The 16,229-nt window shown below is 69.5% G+C and carries 12 protein-coding genes; all 12 read left to right on the top strand.

Translation table 11 applies throughout. The features are described from left to right. The first annotated feature begins 575 nt into the window (after positions 1 to 575). The 12 genes from HZB25_03095 to HZB25_03040 all read left to right on the top strand — a co-directional run bounded on the left by HZB25_03095 (position 576) and on the right by HZB25_03040 (position 16,186). On the top strand, positions 576 to 1,862 hold the full coding sequence (locus tag HZB25_03095; GenBank protein ID MBI5836212.1) for a class I SAM-dependent methyltransferase: 1,287 nt from the start codon (positions 576 to 578) through the stop codon (positions 1,860 to 1,862). Continuing rightward, positions 1,855 to 3,027, top strand: coding sequence for an NAD-dependent epimerase/dehydratase family protein (locus HZB25_03090; GenBank protein ID MBI5836211.1), 1,173 nt, complete (start codon positions 1,855 to 1,857; stop codon positions 3,025 to 3,027). Before HZB25_03095 ends, HZB25_03090 begins: the two co-directional genes overlap by 8 nt. A 24-nt stretch (positions 3,028 to 3,051) precedes the next feature. Beyond that, positions 3,052 to 4,038, top strand: a complete 987-nt coding sequence (locus HZB25_03085) for an exopolysaccharide biosynthesis polyprenyl glycosylphosphotransferase (GenBank protein ID MBI5836210.1) — start codon at positions 3,052 to 3,054, stop codon at positions 4,036 to 4,038. 49 nt (positions 4,039 to 4,087) lie between these two features. Further along, on the top strand, positions 4,088 to 4,864 hold the full coding sequence (locus tag HZB25_03080) for an NTP transferase domain-containing protein (protein ID MBI5836209.1): 777 nt from the start codon (positions 4,088 to 4,090) through the stop codon (positions 4,862 to 4,864). A 77-nt stretch (positions 4,865 to 4,941) separates the two neighbouring features. Then, on the top strand, positions 4,942 to 5,889 hold the full coding sequence (locus HZB25_03075; protein ID MBI5836208.1) for a GDP-mannose 4,6-dehydratase: 948 nt from the start codon (positions 4,942 to 4,944) through the stop codon (positions 5,887 to 5,889). Continuing rightward, positions 5,886 to 7,103 carry a glycosyltransferase gene (locus tag HZB25_03070; protein MBI5836207.1) on the top strand — a complete coding sequence of 406 codons (1,218 nt, stop codon included), beginning with the start codon at positions 5,886 to 5,888 and terminating at the stop codon, positions 7,101 to 7,103. The genes HZB25_03075 and HZB25_03070 overlap by 4 nt, the downstream gene beginning before the upstream one ends. Next, positions 7,100 to 7,885 carry a polysaccharide biosynthesis/export family protein gene (locus HZB25_03065; protein MBI5836206.1) on the top strand — a complete coding sequence of 262 codons (786 nt, stop codon included), beginning with the start codon at positions 7,100 to 7,102 and terminating at the stop codon, positions 7,883 to 7,885. The genes HZB25_03070 and HZB25_03065 overlap by 4 nt, the downstream gene beginning before the upstream one ends. A gap of 39 nt (positions 7,886 to 7,924) precedes the next feature. Next, on the top strand, positions 7,925 to 10,105 hold the full coding sequence (locus tag HZB25_03060) for a hypothetical protein (protein MBI5836205.1): 2,181 nt from the start codon (positions 7,925 to 7,927) through the stop codon (positions 10,103 to 10,105). Positions 10,106 to 10,165: 60 nt separating this feature from the next. Further along, a complete protein-coding gene (locus HZB25_03055) occupies positions 10,166 to 12,367 on the top strand; it encodes a hypothetical protein (protein ID MBI5836204.1) in 2,202 nt (733 codons plus the stop codon). A gap of 29 nt (positions 12,368 to 12,396) precedes the next feature. Further along, positions 12,397 to 13,941, top strand: coding sequence for an O-antigen ligase family protein (locus HZB25_03050; protein MBI5836203.1), 1,545 nt, complete (start codon positions 12,397 to 12,399; stop codon positions 13,939 to 13,941). 151 nt (positions 13,942 to 14,092) lie between these two features. Continuing rightward, positions 14,093 to 14,383, top strand: a complete 291-nt coding sequence (locus HZB25_03045) for a hypothetical protein (GenBank protein MBI5836202.1) — start codon at positions 14,093 to 14,095, stop codon at positions 14,381 to 14,383. A gap of 24 nt (positions 14,384 to 14,407) precedes the next feature. Further along, entirely contained in the window at positions 14,408 to 16,186 is a 1,779-nt protein-coding gene (locus HZB25_03040) for a hypothetical protein (GenBank protein MBI5836201.1), read from the top strand. Positions 16,187 to 16,229: the final 43 nt, after the last annotated feature.

Genomic DNA, 16,229 nt, shown 5'->3' with positions numbered 1-16,229 from the left:
GGTCAAGCGGCGGGCCTGTGGCTTCCGCAACCGGGTTCGCTTCAAGAACGCGATCTACTTCCACTGCGGTGGTCTCGATCTCTACCCGGCTACCCTGAGCTCAGCCCAATGAATCTACCCACACCATTCCCGGAAGCCCCAGAAAATAATACCGGGTCGGGTATGGCGCCGCAAGGATGAAGTGTTGAATGACCTTCGGGTTGTGGGCCCGGGGGCCCCGGGGAGTCGTATGCGTGGTCGGCGACAGATGAGATGTGCGTATCGTGAGTCATATTATCGTAATGCCATGGTCAATTCGCGCACTTGCATCCACACCGTCCCCAATGATAGGATCATCCCTAATACTTTTGCCACAGGCCGCAGCCAGCAGGTTCCATGCCCAGGGCATGGGGCCATGCAGTTTAGCCCAGCGTGAGCCCCCAGACCGGGCGAGGGTGTGTGGGAGGGTAACTCAAGGGGTGGGTCATGCGAGGCACACAGTCTCGGTGAGATCCTGGTGCGTCCGGCGGCCGAATGACCGGGCGCCCCGGAGGTCGGGCCGACGACGGCGCAGGCACATCGCGAGGTCCGCCCCCATGGTCCGTGTCCATCCCAAGGCCGAGCCGTCCCCGCTCGCGTGCACCCGGCGGGCCGACTGCAGGGCCTGCGGCGACCGCTCGCTCGAGCCGGTCCTCTCGTTCGGCAGGACCCCGCTCGCCAACTCCTTCGTGCGCGCGGACCAGATGGGTGAGCCCCAGGAGACATTCCCCCTCGACCTGTTCCTGTGCCCGGAGTGCGGGCTGCTCCAGCTGCTCGACGTCGTGGATCCCGGCGTCCTCTTCCGCGACTATCTCTATGTCTCCTCCACGTCCCCATCCTTCATCGCGCACTTCGAGAAGTACGCCGAGAGCGTCGTGGGCGAGTCCGGCATTCGCCCCGGCTCCCTGGTGGTGGAAATCGGCAGCAACGACGGGATCCTGCTGCGCCCGTTCCAGGCCCGCGGCATGCGGGTCCTGGGCGTGGATCCGGCCCGCGAGATCGCCCGGGCCGCCTGCGAAGCCGGGATCCCCACGCTGTCGGAGTTCTTCACCGGAGAGCTGGCCGCACGGATCCGCGCGGAGCATGGTCCCGCGTCCGTGATCGCCGCCAACAACGTGCTCGCGCACGTGGACGACCTCCACGGCGTGCTCGACGCGGTCGCGGGGCTGCTCGCCCCCGACGGGATCCTGGTGTTCGAGGTGTCCTACCTCCTGGACGTGATCGAAAAGACGCTCTTCGACATGACCTACCACGAGCATCTCTGCTACCACGCCGTCGGCCCCCTGGAGACGCTCCTGGCTCGCCACGGCATGCAGCTGATCGAGGCCCGCCGCGTGCCCACGCACGGCGGTTCGCTCCGGGCGGTCGCGCAACGGGCGACCGGCGGGCGGCCCCGGGGCGGATCGGTGGACGAGCTGCTGGCGCTCGAGGCCCGGGCCGGGCTCCGGAGCCGGCGCACCTTCGAGGAGTTCGGCGGGAGGATCCGCTCCCTGGGGGACGAGCTGCGCGGCCTGTTGACCGGGCTCAAGACCCGGGGGGAGGTCGTGGCGGGGTTCGGCGCGCCGGCGAAGCTGACCACGCTGATGCACCACTTCGAGATCGGCCGGGATCTCGTGGAGTTCATCGTCGATGACAGTCCCCTGAAGCAGCTCCGTTACACGCCCGGTTACCACATACCCGTTCTTCCGGTGTCGGAGATGTACGAGCGCAGGCCGGACGCCGTGCTGATCCTCGCCTGGAATTTCGCCGCGGACATCACCCGGAAGCATGCTGCCTACCTGGAACACGGGGGACGCTTCATCGTTCCCCTCCCCAAGCTGGAGGTGATCTCACACCATGCATGACCGCACACTGAGCATCCAGGATGTTCGCGAGATCGCCGGGGGACTTGGCGACGAAGTTCACAGATTCACGGGCCGGTGCGTCCTCATCACCGGGGGCTCGGGCTTCCTGGGCCGCGCCTTCACCGACTTCTTCGAGTACGCGAACGAGCAGCTCCTCGCGTCGCCGTGCCGGGTGGTGTCCATGGACAACCACATCGTGCGCGGAGGCTCTGGCGGGCCGGCCTCGAACGGCGTCCGGCACATCCAGGCGGACGTGACCCGGCCGATGCAGGTGGACGGGCCCGTCCACTTCATCATCCACGCGGCGGGGATCGCGAGCCCGGTGTACTACCGGAAGTTCCCGCTGGAGACCCTGGAGACCGCCACCATCGGGACCACCAACGCCCTGCGGATGGCGGTGGAGAAGGGCGTGGAGGCGTTCCTGTACTTCAGCTCCAGCGAGATCTACGGGGATCCCGCACCGTCCGCCGTGCCCACGCCGGAGACCTACCGGGGCAACGTCTCGTGCCTCGGGCCCCGGGCGTGCTACGACGAGTCCAAGCGCGCGGGGGAGACCCTGTGCTACATCTTCCACGGCAAGCACGGGGTGCCGACCAAGATCGTCCGTCCGTTCAATTTCTACGGCCCCGGGATGGCCGCGGCCGACTACCGGGTGCTGCCCACGTTTGCGTGCAGCGCCCTCAAGGGCGAATCGCTCAAGGTCTTCGGCGGGGGATCCCAGACCCGCACCATGTGCTACCTCTCCGACGGGATCGCCGGCTGCCTCAGGGTGCTGCTCCTGGGAACCCCCGGCGAGCCCTACAACATCGGCAACACGGATCCCGAGATCTCGATCATGGACCTCGCGAAGCTCCTGCGCGACGTGACGGGGCTGCCCCTGGAGATCGAGCTGTTCGAATACCCCGACGCCTACCCGACCGACGAGCCGATGCGCCGGTGTCCCGATCTGTCCAAGGCATTCGGACACCTGGGTTACCGGCCCCGGGTCGGCCTGCGGGACGGCCTGCGTCGGTTCATGGCGTGGGCCGAGCACAACTACGAGGTCGGCAAGGTGGTCCGGAAGGTCATGCCGGAAGCGCCGGCGATGGATCTCGGCGCCTTCCCGCTGGGTTCAGTCGAGCCGATGCCCGGAACCTACGCCGGGGGCCCCCAGCTCGAGGCCTAGGCCCGCGCCCCGGAGCGAATGAGGTTGCGAACCCTGCTGGTCGGGACCGGACCGATGGCCGTGCGGTGTGCCCGGGCCCTCCGGCGCGAGCGCCCCGCGCGCACCATCGTGGGGGCGGTGGATTCGGAATTGCAGCCCGAGCTGGGGAGCCACGAGCCGGGCATTCCCTGGATGGGAGCCCTGGCCGATGCCGGTGCGGTGGTGCGGCGCGAGTGCGTGGATGAGATCTTCGTGGCCCTGCCGATGCGGTCGAAGTACGACGACCTGCGGTTCGCGTGGGCCCTGGGGCGGGATCTCGGGGTGAGGGTCTCGACCGACCTCGGCATGCTCGACGACGCGCGCGGCCAGGCGGCGGCCCTGCCCGGCGGCGCCGCGCGGATCGTGTGGCATCTCCACCCGGCGTCGCGGTTCCCCGGGCGGCAGCTGAAGCGGGCCGTGGACCTGGGCCTGGGCTCGATCGCGTTCCTGCTGCTCCTGCCGCTGATGCTGGCGGCCGGAGTCGCGGTGGCGCTCGAATCCCGGGGCCCGGTGCTCTTCCGCCAGGCCCGCGTGGGGCGCGGGGGCCGGACGTTTACGCTGTTCAAGTTCCGGACCATGGTGGCGAACGCCGAGGAGTTGCGGGACAGCATCTCCAGCCTGAACGAGGCCGGTGGCATCGTCTTCAAGATCACCGCGGATCCGCGCCTGACCCGGGTCGGGAGGTTCCTCAGGCGCACCAGCGTGGATGAGCTGCCGCAGTTGCTGAACGTGTTCCGCGGCGAGATGAGCCTGGTGGGGCCGCGCCCGCTGCCGACCTGGATCGCCACGGAGATGGAGGATCACACCCGGCATCGACGCCTGAGCGTGCTGCCGGGCATGACCGGCCTGTGGCAGGTGAGCGGCCGGCGGCAGGACTTCGAGACCATCGCCCGGCTGGACATGGAGTACGTGGATCGCTGGTCCGTCGGGCTCGACCTCAATATCCTGGCCGCAACCATTCCGGCAGTCCTCCGCGCGGAGAATGCCTACTAGCTCGCATCCGGAGGCGGGACCCTCGCCGCCGCCATTGGGGAGCACGAACATGCAAACTGTGATCTTGTGCGGAGGAGCCGGGACCCGGTCCTACCCATTCACGGACCACTATCCGAAACCCATGATGCCGGTCTGCGGCCGGCCGATCCTGGTCCACATCATGCGCCTGTACGCGGAGCAGGGCTTCACCCGCTTCGTGCTGGCGGCGGGACATCGCCAGGAGGTCCTGTTCGACTACTTCGAGGGCCGATTCCCCGAGTGGGACGTGCGGATCCTGGACACCGGCAAGGACAGCGACACGGGGGAGCGAATCCGCAGGTGCAGCGAGTTCGTCGGCGACACGTTCTTCGCGACCTACGGCGACGGGATCGGCGACGTGCGGCTGCACGATCTGCTGGCCTTCCACAAGGCCTCGGGCGGCATGTCCACGCTGACCACCGTGCCGCTGCGCTCCCAGTACGGAACGGTGCACTTCGACGAGCGCGGCCGCGTGGACCGCTTCCAGGAGAAGCCCGTGATTCGCGACTGCTGGATCAATGCGGGGTTCTTCGTGTTCGAGAAGCGCGTCTTCGACTTCTGGGAGGGCCAGAACCTGGAAAGCGAGGTCTTCCCCGCCCTGGTCCGCCGTGGCGAGGTGCACACCTACCGTCACGAGGGCTTCTGGAAGTCCATGGACACCAGCAAGGACCAGCAGGAGCTGGAGCGGCTGTTCCAGTGCGGCGAGGCCAAGTGGTCCCTCGGCAACGGGTCGCACCCGGGTCGGGTGGAAGCCGCGGCTCCCCGGATCGGAGCGGCGCTGCCCGGGATGGGGGAGGCGCGCCCGTGAAGCCCGACGCGGCAGGCGGGTTCTGGTCCGGCAGGGCCGTGCTGGTGACCGGCGCGACCGGTTTCCTGGGCGGATGGATGGTGCGGGCCCTCGCGGAGCGGGGGGCCTCGGTGGTGGCGCTGGTCCGGGACGGAGCGCCCGCGAGCATGTTCGTCCGGGAGGGCTGGGACCGCCGCGTCCCGGTGGTGTGCGGCGGGCTGGAGGACCTGGCCCTGCTGCGCCGGGCGATGTGCGAGTACGACGTGGACACCGTCTTCCATCTCGCCGCGCAGACACTCGTCGGCGTGGGCAAGAACGACCCGGTCGGCACGCTGGAATCCAACGTGCGGGGGACCTGGAACCTGCTGGAAGCCGCGCGCCAGTGCCCGGTTCGCCAGATCGTGGTCGCGTCCTCGGACAAGGCCTACGGGGCCTCCACGCGCCTGCCGTACCTCGAGACCCACCCCATGGACGGCAAGTACCCCTACGACGTCTCGAAGAGCTGCGCGGACCTGATCTGCGGAATGTACGCCGCGACCTACAGCCTGCCGGTGTGCGTCACCCGCTGCGGAAACCTGTTCGGGGGCGGCGACCTGAACTTCAGCCGCACCGTTCCCGGCGTGATCCGCTCGACGCTCCAGGGGCAGCCCTTCCTCATCCGCAGCGACGGCAAGTTCGTCCGCGACTTCCTGTACGTGGAGGACGCGGTGCTCGGCTACCTGCGGCTCGCGGAGTGTCTCGCGGCCGACCGGTCGCTGGCGGGCGAGGCGATGAACTTCAGCCTCGAGATCCGGCTGACGGTGCTGGACCTGGTGCGCAAGGTGCTCCAGCAGATGGGGCGCGAAGACCTCGAGCCGGTGATCCAGAACATCGCCAGCGGAGAGATCCGGGAGCAGTTCATGGTGGCGGAGAAGGCCCGCCGGATGCTGGGCTGGTCCCCGCGTTACGGGCTCGACCAGGGGCTCCGGAACTCCATTGACTGGTACACGGAGTTCTTCCGCTCCACCGCGGAGCCCGCCCGCGGCGTCGAGACTGCGCCGGCATGAAGGTCGCCCTCTACTATCCCTGGGTGTACCTGAAGAGCGGGGCCGAGCGGATGGTCGTCGAGCTCACCGGGCGCAGCCGGCACCACTGGACCATCTTCACCAACCGGTACGCCCGGCACGACACCTATCCGGAGCTGCTCCAGCGCGACGTGGTGGAGCTGAACCCGGTCAGTGTGCGGCGCTCGGTGGTCCCCGCGGGGCAGGCGGCGCTGCGAATCCTGACCCAGCGCCTGCCCCTCGAGGGCTACGACGCCCTGGTCGTGCTCACCGACGGCCTGGGAGACCTCGCCGTGCTCCGGAATGTCCCGGTGCCCAGCATCTGCCTGTGCATGACGCCCCTGCGGATCGCCTTCGACCCCGCCTACCGCGGCCGGTACTTCCAGTCCTGCGGACCCTGGACCGCGGCCGTGGTGCGGGCGGCGGCGGCCGCGTTCCGGGTTGTGGACCGCCATGCGTGGAACCGCTACGATCACATCCTATCGATAAGCGGCGAGGTCACCCGGCGGATCGTGGAAGGCCGGCTGGCGGCGGCCGGCCGGGTGGAAACCGTGCGCCTCGGGGTGGGATTCGATCCCGAGCCGGCGCCGGGCCCGCTGGGGGATTTCTTCCTCATTCCCGGGCGCATCATGTGGACCAAGAACATCGACCTGGGGATCGCGGCCTTCCGGCGCTTCCGGGAGACGAGCCCGCGGGGACGGGATTTCCGGCTGGTGGTGGCGGGCCACGTGGACCGGAAGAGCGTCGCCTACCTGGACCGGCTCAAGGCGGGGCTCGGCGCGGACTCCGGGGTGGAATTCGCGCCGTCTCCCAGCGACGCCGAGCTGCGGGCCCTGTACCGCTCCTGCTACGGAGTGCTGTTCACCGCGTTCAACGAGGACTGGGGCATGATACCCGTCGAAGCGATGGCATTCGGAAAGCCGGTGGTGGCCACCGATCGCGGCGGTCCGCGCGAGACAGTGCTCCACGGGGCGACCGGTTTCCTCGAATCCCCCGAGCCCGAGGCGTTCGCGGCGCGGATGGCGGAGCTGGCCGAGGATCCCGGGAAGGCGCGCGCCATGGGCGCCGCCGGGCTGGAGCGCTCCCGATTGTTCACCTGGGACGGCTTCGTCTCCCGCATGGACGACTGCGTGGAAACCCTGGCCTCGGAGCGGAACGCGGCTCGCGCGAACGGCCGGGTCGCGCAGCTGGCCGGGTCCCCGGGGGCGGGATCGTGAATCCGATTCGGCCGCCGCAGGCCGGGCCCGCGGGACAGCCCGCGGGTGGGCGGAGCGCCTGTCGCTTCCCGATCTCCGCGGGGTTCGTCGTCGCGATGTGGATGCTGGGGCTGCCGGCTCTCTCCGGCTGCGCGGGCGGCCGCCCGGACGCGGCCCTCGCTCCCGCCGGGCCGGAGAATACCACCCGGCCGCGGGCTGCCTACCGTCTTGCCCCGGGCGACGGACTCGACATCAAGTTCTACTACAGTCCCGAGCTCAACGAGTCCCTGGTGATCCGCCCGGACGGCTACATCTCTCTCCAGCTCGTGGGGGAGGTGCAGGCGGCGGATCTCACGCCGGGGGAACTCTCGGACCGCCTGCGCGAGAAGTACGCGCGCCTCATTCCCAACCCGGAAGTGACGGCGATCGTGAGGTCGGCCACGCCGCAGCTGGTGTACGTCGGGGGCGAGGTGGTCTCCCCGGGCACCTGCCCGGTGCAAGGCCGGCTGACCTGCGCCCAGGCGCTGTTCGCGCGCGGCGGCGCCCGGGGTTCCGCCCGGCTGAGCCAGGTGCTGCTGCTGCGTTCGGCCGGCCCGGACAGCAGCACCGTCCGCGAGATTGACCTGGACCGCGTCCTCGACGGCCGGGATCCCGACGTGATCCTCGCTCCCTACGACGTGGTGTACGTCCCGAAGACGGCCATCGCCCGGGTGGGGCAGTTCGTGCAGCAGTTCATCAATGACATCGTGCCCCGCAGCCTGTCCTTCCCCTATGCGCTCAACAGCCGCTTCACGGTGCAGTAGCGTGGCCGGAAAGCGCGGGCCGGTCCCGGGGTGGCAGTCATGACCCAGGATGTCTTCCAGACGTCCATGCGCGACATCGCCACGGTGGTCTTCAGGCACCTGCGCGCGGTGGTCATCATCGTCGTGACGGCCCTGGTCTGCGCGCTGGCGTGGATGTTCCTGCTGCGCGAGGACGCCTACGAAGTCTCGGCCAAGCTCCTGGTGCGGATCGGGCGCGAACAGGCCGCGCCCACGACGGTGCTGGACCCGCGGTCCATGTTCATCGCCGAGCGCGCCCTGGACGTGAATTCCGAGGTGGAGATCCTCTACAACCGGGAACTGCTCGCGGGCGTGGTGGACCAGCTCGGCCTGGACCGCGCGCCGGCGGCGGCCCCGGCTCCCCGGGGGCCGTTCGCGTGGGCCCGCCACCAGCTGCGCCAGGCCGTCCTCGGCATCCGTACTCGGATCACGGATGCGCTGGTGGTCCTGGGGTTCCGCGAGAAGCTGACGCCGCGCCAGCAGGCGATCGCGATGCTGGAGCATTCCCTCCGGGTCACCCGGCAGCGGGACTCCAACATCGTGGTGGCCACCCTGACACTCCCCGCCCGCGAGGGCGCGAGCCTGGTGCTCAACACGATCATCGACCGCTACCAGCGCTTCCGCTCCACCCTGTTCCAGGACCGCAGCGCGGTGAACTTCTTCCGCCTCCGCGCGGGGGAGAGCCGGTCACGGCTGGCGGCTACGGAACAGGAACTCCAGCGCTTCGAGCGCGCCGGCGGCATCCGCTCCCTCGAGGACCAGAAGCGCACGCTGGTGGGCCAGCTCGCGGAATTGCAGAACGCCGAGGACGAAGCGGGGCTGGCGTGCCAGGAGGCCCGGGCGCGCGTCGAGCGGTTCGAGGCCCAGGCGTCCCAGCACGACCCCGACTTCTCCTCCGTGGGCTCGTTCAAGGAAGGCTCCTATCTCCAGCAGTTGATCGTGGATCTCTCGGCCCTGCGCCGGGAGCGGGAGCGCCTGAAGCTGGTGGAGCTCGAGGACGGCCGGCGCGCGCAGAACACCCAGCGCCAGTTCGACCTGGTGATGGGGCTGTTGCGCTCCTCCCTGCGCACCGACCTGCTGGAGCGGCAGGCCAGCCAGGAGGCGCGCCGCCGGGCCCGCGCGCGGGCGCAGGCCCAGCTGGATTCCCTGCAGCAGGAACAGATGACGTGGACCTCGATGAAGCGTGCGCTGGCGGGGCTCGAGGAGAACGACGCCCTGTATCGCCGGAAGCTGGAGGAGGCCAGCGCCACGAGCGCGCTGGGACAGCAGGGAATCGGCAACGTGGCGGTGGTGGAGTACGCCACCGATCCGCTGGGCCCGAGCGGCATGCGCAAGTCCATGCTCCTGCTGGTGTGCCTGGCGGTGTCCCTGTTCGCGGCGGCTGCATGGGTCACGCTGACCGAGTTCTTTGACCACCGGATCCACACGGCGGAGGCCCTGGAGCAGTGGGCCGGGGCCCCGGTGATCGCAACCGTCCTGGACGCCGCGCTCCACTCCTCCGCGGGCGCCGGCGGGGCCGCCCTGCCGGCTCCGGATCCCGGGCCCGCCGCGGTCTTCTCGGCGCCCCCGGCCTCGTATGCGAAGGCGGCGCTGGCCCTCGCCGGCATGGCCGCTTCGGGGCCCGTGCGCGCATTCCTCCTGTGCGGCGCCGGCGCGGGGTGCGGGACCACGACCGCCGCAGTCCGGATCGGCCGCGAGTTGCAGGAAGGCTTGGGACTCCGCGCGCTGGTGGTGGAATTCCGCCGCCACCAGCCCGTCCTGGCCACCGCCTTCGGGCTCGATCCGCGGCGGTCGCTGCAGGCGATCGCCCACGGGACAGCGCAGGCCCGGGAGACGCTCCAGGCCACCTCGTGGGGTTTCTCCGCGGTCCCCGCCGCCGGGAACTCGTCCCCGGCACCCAACGACGCCGAGCTTGTGGATGCCCTCCGGGCCGTCCTGGCCGCGGCCGAAGGCAGCTTCGATATGGTTCTCGTCGAGACGCCCCCGATACTGGAAGGCACGGAGGCCCTGGTCGCCGGCGCGGTGGTACCCCGGGTGATCCTGGTCGCCGAAGCAGGCCGCACGAGATTCGAGATGCTGGAACGGATCCGCCAGGACCTTTCCATGCACCGGATGGCCATCCTGGGCGCGATCCTCAATCGGAGGCAGCTTGTCGTGCCCGGCTGGTTCTACCGGCGACTGGTGGGGCAGGCGGACCGCTGAGCGGGAGTCGGAACCGCGCCCCACGGCGGGCCCGGGTCCGAAGGCCCAGGGAGAGGCAACATGACCAGGACACGCTGGATCTTCGCGGCCGTGGCGCTGACCATACTGACGACAGGCGGGCTGGGGGGCGCTCCCGAGTGCCGCTCCAAGCCCAACGCGGTGGTTGACCTCGGGGTGACCCCGGCAAACGGTGGATTCGAGCAGGCGGACGGCGGGCGGCCCGCAAACTGGGTCGTGGATTCCAAGGTGCTGGCCAAGGGAACGCTCACGCTCGACCGGAACCACAGGCGCTCGGGGTCCTTCTCCCTGAAGCTCGAGCCGAATTCCGCCAATGTCCCGGGCCCGCAGCCGCTCGCGGTGGGCCAGGTCCTGCCGGCGGCCCGCTTCCGGGGCCAGAAGCTGCATCTTTCGGCCTGGCTGGCCGCCTCGGCCCCGGCCTCCTGCGTGGTGGGCCTCGTGCCGCTCGATGGGCCCAATTCCGGCCGGCCGCTCGCTTCCTTCACCCACACCTCCCGCGACTCGCGCTTCGTGCTCAAGGAGGCGACCTTCGAGCTGCCCGCGGGGGACACGGGCGAGAGCCTGGTGCTGTTCTGCGCCGTGGACGGAACCGCCGGCACCGCCTGGTTCGACGACGTCAGCATCGAGGTGCAGGGAGCTTCGCCCGCTGCCCCCCCGACGGTGACTGTCGCGGCGCCGCTGCTGCAGGCGGACATCGCGATCGACGCGCGCAGCGACATCCGCGTGATTCCCCGGACGCTCTACGGCATCAACGCCGAGTGGATGCAGGAATTCGCCGGCGCGTGGGACGCGAAGACCAATGCCGCAAACCCCGAGATCCAGCGGCTCACCCGGGAGCTGGGGGTGTCCCTCATCCGCTCGCCGGGCGCGGGCTTCTCCGACTACTACCACTGGAAGAACGGCATCGGGCCCCAGGCGTCGCGCCCGACGACGGAGCAGTATCCCGGGGGGCCGAATTCGCGCCACACCTACGGCACCGAGGAAGCCCTCTCCCTGGCGAAGGGAGCGGGAGCGCACCTGCTGGTCACTGTGAACGCCGGTACGGGAACTCCCGACGAGGCCGCCGAATGGGTGCGCTACGTGAACCCGCCTGGGCGCACGCCCGCCGACCGGCGCGTGGACTGGTGGGAGGTGGGCAACGAGCTCTACATGAAGGGCGACGGCAAGGGCCTGGCCTCCGCGAGCATGCCGCCGGAGAAGTACGCGGACCGCTTCCTGGCGTACGCGAGGGCCATGCGCAAGGCGGATCCCACGCTCAAGATCGGGGCCATCGGCGGCGAGAACTACGGTCGCTACCAGTTCATCAGCTACCCCAACTGGAACAGGACCTTGCTCACCCGGGCCGGCGACGAGATGGACTTCCTCGCGGTGCACAACGCCTACGCGCCGGTGCTCATGGGGGTGCCTGATCCCGATCCGGTGGACGCCTACCGGGCCATGCTCGCCGCCCCCGCCCTCATCGCCCGCAACCTGGCGGACGTGGCCGCGCAGATCTCCAAGTATGCCCCGCGCCGGGCGTCGCGGATCTCGATCGCGGTGACGGAGTGGGGGGCGCTGTTTCACGTGGATCCGAAGAGCCCGATGGTGGATCACGTGAAGACCCTGGCCTCCGCGCTCTACGACGCGAGCGTCATGAATGTCTTCCTCCAGAATCCCAAGGTGGAGGTGGCCAACTTCTTCAAACTCTCCGACTACTCGTTCATGGGCAGCATCGGCCGGCGCAAGGGCGGCTGGGCGCCGACGGCGCCCTACCTGGCGCTGCAGCTCTACACCCGCCACTTCGGCGACGTGCTGGTGGGCGCGCGAACGACCTCTCCCACGTTCGACACGCCCGGCATGGGCGCGGTGGACCGCGTGCGCGGGGTTCCGTACCTGGACGTGGTGGCGAGCCGGACCACCGACGGGCGGGGCCTGTTCCTGATGGCGGTGAACCGGCACCTCGATCGTCCCATCCGGGCGAAGATCCGCATCAACGACTTCGTTCCGCGTCCGGACGCGGTCGCGTGGACGCTCAACGGCACCGGTCCCGACGCCAACACCGGCACCGAGCTGGGCACCTCGGTCCCGGTCCCGGGACTGGTGTGGGCCCGGCAATCCGAGGCCCAGCCGTGGCGTCGGTTCAACCGCGGCGCGCCGGGGGAGGTGCAGGTGGCGAGGAGTGACGTGAACGGTGTCGCGAACAGCTTCGAGTACACCTTCCCCGCGCACTCGGTGACCTCATTGGAGATCCGGAGCCTGCGTTGAACCCTGTTCGGGGCGGCGGGAGCCGGTCGTTGGGACCGGCCCTGCCCGTGCTTGCCGCGCTCCTCGGGGTCGCCGCCTGCGCCCTCGCCCTGTTCATGGTGGGGAAGCCTCTCCGGCAGGGTCTGCTGGCCGCCCTCGCCATGGGCATCCTGGGGCTGGCCATCCTCTCGAGGCGGCCCAAGGAAGTCCTGCTTTTCACGTGGGTGCTGGCCCTCACCTACAACCGGCAGTACTTCTCGTTCGACTCGTGGATCGGTGATTTTGGGTCGCAGGGTCTGTACTGGATTCCCGCGGATCTCCCGTTCGCGTGCCTGCTGCTCCTGTGGATGGGCGAATCCAGGAATCCCAGGCGGGACCTGGTTCCCCGGGGCCGGCCGCTCTGGCCCTGGCTGCTTCCTTTCGCCGCCGCCTCCGGGGCTTCCCTGCTGGTCGCGGCCCGTCCCGACTGGGGGCTGTGCGAGGCCTGGCGGATTTTCAAGCTGCTCGTGGTCCTGGCCTACGCCCGGGCGAATCTCGGTCTCCGCGAGTGGCGCCTGTGCGCCGTGGCCCTGGGAACCGCCGTGGTGCTGCAGTCGGGTATCGCGATTTCCCAGGCGGTGTTCAACGTGAAGGGGGGACTCCTGGGATTCGTGGGGATCAGCGGCTCGGCGGCGGCCACCGCTGCGGAGCGGTTCGGCGACCGGATGCAGCTCCGGTCCGGGGGCACGATGGCGGCCGCCAACTACCTGGCGTCCTACCTGCTGCTCCTTCTCCCGGCGTTCCTGGCGCTGTGGCTCGCCGCGACCCGGATGAGCGTGCGGCTGGCGGCGGCGGCGGTCGTGGGGATGGGGCTCCTGGGGCTCACCTCCACGATGTCGCGCGGCCCCTGGGTGCTGTGCATGCTGGAACTGGCGGCAGTGCTCCTGGGCCTCACCGCCCTGCGCCTGGTGAGCGCGCGGCGGGCCGCCGGCCTCGCCGCGGTGGGCGCGATGCTCCTGCTGCTCGCACTCCTGCCGATCGCCGGGAAGATCCAGCAGCGGTTCAGCCGCGACTGGTCGGAATCCGTGGAGTTCCGTGCCCGCTACAACCGCGTCGCGCTGGAGATGGCGCGGAAGAATATGCTGCTGGGCGTGGGACTGAACAACTTCCGCCTGTACCTCGAGGAGCTCGCACCCGACCTGGAGGCGATCTTCCGGGAAGCGGACGGTTTCCGGAAGGAGATCGGGGTTCGCGTCACGGCTCCCGTGCACAACCTGTACCTCCTGGTGCTCGCGGAAACCGGGGTGCTGGGGTTGGGAGCGTTCCTGCTGTTTCTCGGGGCCCTGCTGCAGGCGGGCTTCCGGGCGGTCGCCTCCACCTCCGGCTCCATGCGGCTCGTGTGCTACGGGCTGACCCTGGGGCTCCTGTTCGAGGCGCTCCAGCAGACCATTGATTTCTCGCTGTGGTCGGATCCGGGGCTGCACACCCTGATGCTGATCGGGGCCATGCTCGCGGCGGCCCCGGCTCTCGGGGGACAGGCCGCCCGGGTGCCGGCCCCCGCGCGGGGCGGGCCCGCCGCCCGCCCTGGGGCCGCGATGCTGGGCCTGGAACCTTGACATCCGGGCCGCGCGCCCGCTAATATCAATAACTCAAGAACCGATACAAGCAGGGCCGCAGAGGGATCCTGAGATGAGAATTCGCTGTCTTTTGTCCCGCGTCGCGGCATCCCGGACGGTCCACTCCCCCGCCCGGATGCCGGCCTGACCCATGGCGGCCAGCTCTCCCGCGGTCCAGCTCAGTTCCAGCAAGCGGTGGGCCCCGCTGCCTCCGGATGCGCCCTTCTACAAGCGGCTCTGGCGCGGCTGGCAACGGGTGGCGCAGGCCATCGGCCTGCTGCTTTCGCGCGTGGTCACCACGATCCTCTACTTCGTGGCGGTGGCGCCCTTCGCCCTCGTCTCCCGGCTGTTTACCGATCCCCTGGAACTGAAGGCGCGCCCCCCGCGTTGGACTTCCCTTCCACCGGCCGGTGAGCTGAAGGACGCCCAGGATGGTTTCTAGCATCCGCGCGGGCGGGGGCTCCGCATGAACATTCTGGGGATCTCCTGTTTCTACCACGACTCGGCGGCGGCCCTGCTGCGGGACGGCGTGCTGGTGGCGGCCGCGGAGGAGGAGCGATTCTCCCGGATCAAGCACGACTTCGCCTACCCCACGCTGGCGATCGAATTCTGCCTGGAGCAGGCCGGCCTCAAGGCCGGCGATCTCGACTACGTGGTCTTTTACGAGCGGCCGTTCGCGAAGTTCGAGCGCATCCTCTCCAGCACCCTCCAGTCCTTTCCGCGCAGCTACACCCTGTTCCGGGAGAGCATGATCACCTGGCTCTCCGAGAAGTTGTGGGCCAAGAGCCTCATCGCGGACCGCCTGGAGGTGCCCCAGGAAAAGGTGCTGGCGGTGGACCACCACGCCTCGCACGCCGCGAGCGCCTTCTTCGCCTCGCCCTTCCGGGAAGCCGCCATCCTCACCGTGGACGGTGTCGGAGAGTGGGCCACCGCGAGCTTCGGAACGGGCCGGGAAGAGAAGATCGCGCTGGCCTCGGAGATCCGGTTCCCGCATTCCCTCGGCCTTCTCTACAGCGCGTTCACGGCGTTCCTCGGCTTCGAAGTCAACGAGGGCGAGTACAAGGTCATGGGGATGGCCCCGTACGGCACCCCGCGATACGTGGACAAGGTCTGGAAGCTGATCCAGCTGGGCGACGACGGGTCGTTCCGCCTCGACATGGACTACTTCAGCTTCCACTACTCGACGCGGAACACGTTCAACGCCCGGTTCCTCGAGCTGTTCGGGCCTTCCCGCCCTCCCGGCCTGCACTTCTACACCGGCTCATCCGGTTACCCGTCCTATTTCGGGCCCAAGCCGGCGGACTTCGAGGAAGCCGTCCGCCTCAACGAGTACTATGCCGACATTGCGGCTTCGATCCAGCGCGTCACGGAGGAAGTGCTCCTCCACATGGTGAACGCGCTGCACAAGTCCACCGGCATGAAGCGGCTGTGCATGGCGGGGGGCGTGGCCCTCAACTCCGTCGCCAACGGGCGGATCCTCCGCGAGACGCCCTTCGAGGAAGTCTACGTGCAGCCGGCCGCGGGCGACGGTGGGGGAGCCCTGGGCGCCGCGCTGTACGTCCACCACCAACTGCTGGGCAGGCCGCGGGGCTTCGTGATGGAGCACGCGTACTGGGGCAAGGAGTACTCGGAGGCGGAGACCGTGGACTGGCTGCGCCAGGCCGGCATTCCGCACCAGGTGATCGGCGACACGGACTCGATGCTCGACCGGGTGGTGGAGTCCCTGCTGGCGGGCGAGGTGGTCGGATGGCACCAGGGCCGTTTCGAGTGGGGCCCACGCGCGCTGGGGCACCGGAGCATCCTGGCCGACCCGAGACGCGCCGACATGAAGGACATCGTGAACACCAAGATCAAGTTCCGGGAGCCCTACCGCCCGTTCGCGCCCTCGGTCCTGTCCGGGGCCGTGGACACGTACTTCGACTTCCCCGGGATCGGCGCCCAGATGCCCGCGCGATTCATGCTGCTGGTCGCCCCCGTCCGGCCCGAGCACCACGCCACGCTGCCCGCCATCACCCACGTGGACGGCTCGGGGCGGCTGCAGTCCGTCTTCCCCGACACCAGCCCGCTGTATCACTCGTTGATCGAGCGCTTCGGCAGGGCCACCGGCGTGCCGGTGGTGCTCAACACTTCTTTCAACCTCAAGGGCGAGCCCATCGTGACGACGCCGGCCAACGCCCACAACACCTTCACCAAGTCCGACATGGACCTCCTGGTCCTGGGCAACGTGCTGGTCCGCAAGCGCTAGCCGATCATGCCCCGGCTCGGTGTGATTCCCCCGGTTTCCCGAC

This window comes from Candidatus Eisenbacteria bacterium (assembly GCA_016235265.1).
Lineage (GTDB): Bacteria > Eisenbacteria > RBG-16-71-46 > RBG-16-71-46 > JACRLI01 > JACRLI01.
Note: the sequence above shows the minus strand (reverse complement) of the source record. Positions and strands in the feature narration are given on the sequence as shown.

Excerpts from the sequence above, each read along its gene's own strand:
- HZB25_03060 (MBI5836205.1), top strand. The coding sequence starts at position 7,925 with ATGACCCAGGATGTCTTCCAGACGTCCATGCGCGACATCGCCACGGTG.
- HZB25_03070 (MBI5836207.1), top strand. The coding sequence starts at position 5,886 with ATGAAGGTCGCCCTCTACTATCCCTGGGTGTACCTGAAGAGCGGGGCC.
- HZB25_03095 (MBI5836212.1), top strand. The coding sequence starts at position 576 with ATGGTCCGTGTCCATCCCAAGGCCGAGCCGTCCCCGCTCGCGTGCACC.
- HZB25_03055 (MBI5836204.1), top strand. The coding sequence starts at position 10,166 with ATGACCAGGACACGCTGGATCTTCGCGGCCGTGGCGCTGACCATACTG.
- HZB25_03090 (MBI5836211.1), top strand. The coding sequence starts at position 1,855 with ATGCATGACCGCACACTGAGCATCCAGGATGTTCGCGAGATCGCCGGG.
- HZB25_03075 (MBI5836208.1), top strand. The coding sequence starts at position 4,942 with ATGGTGCGGGCCCTCGCGGAGCGGGGGGCCTCGGTGGTGGCGCTGGTC.
- HZB25_03045 (MBI5836202.1), top strand. The coding sequence starts at position 14,093 with ATGGCGGCCAGCTCTCCCGCGGTCCAGCTCAGTTCCAGCAAGCGGTGG.
- HZB25_03080 (MBI5836209.1), top strand. The coding sequence starts at position 4,088 with ATGCAAACTGTGATCTTGTGCGGAGGAGCCGGGACCCGGTCCTACCCA.
- HZB25_03040 (MBI5836201.1), top strand. The coding sequence starts at position 14,408 with ATGAACATTCTGGGGATCTCCTGTTTCTACCACGACTCGGCGGCGGCC.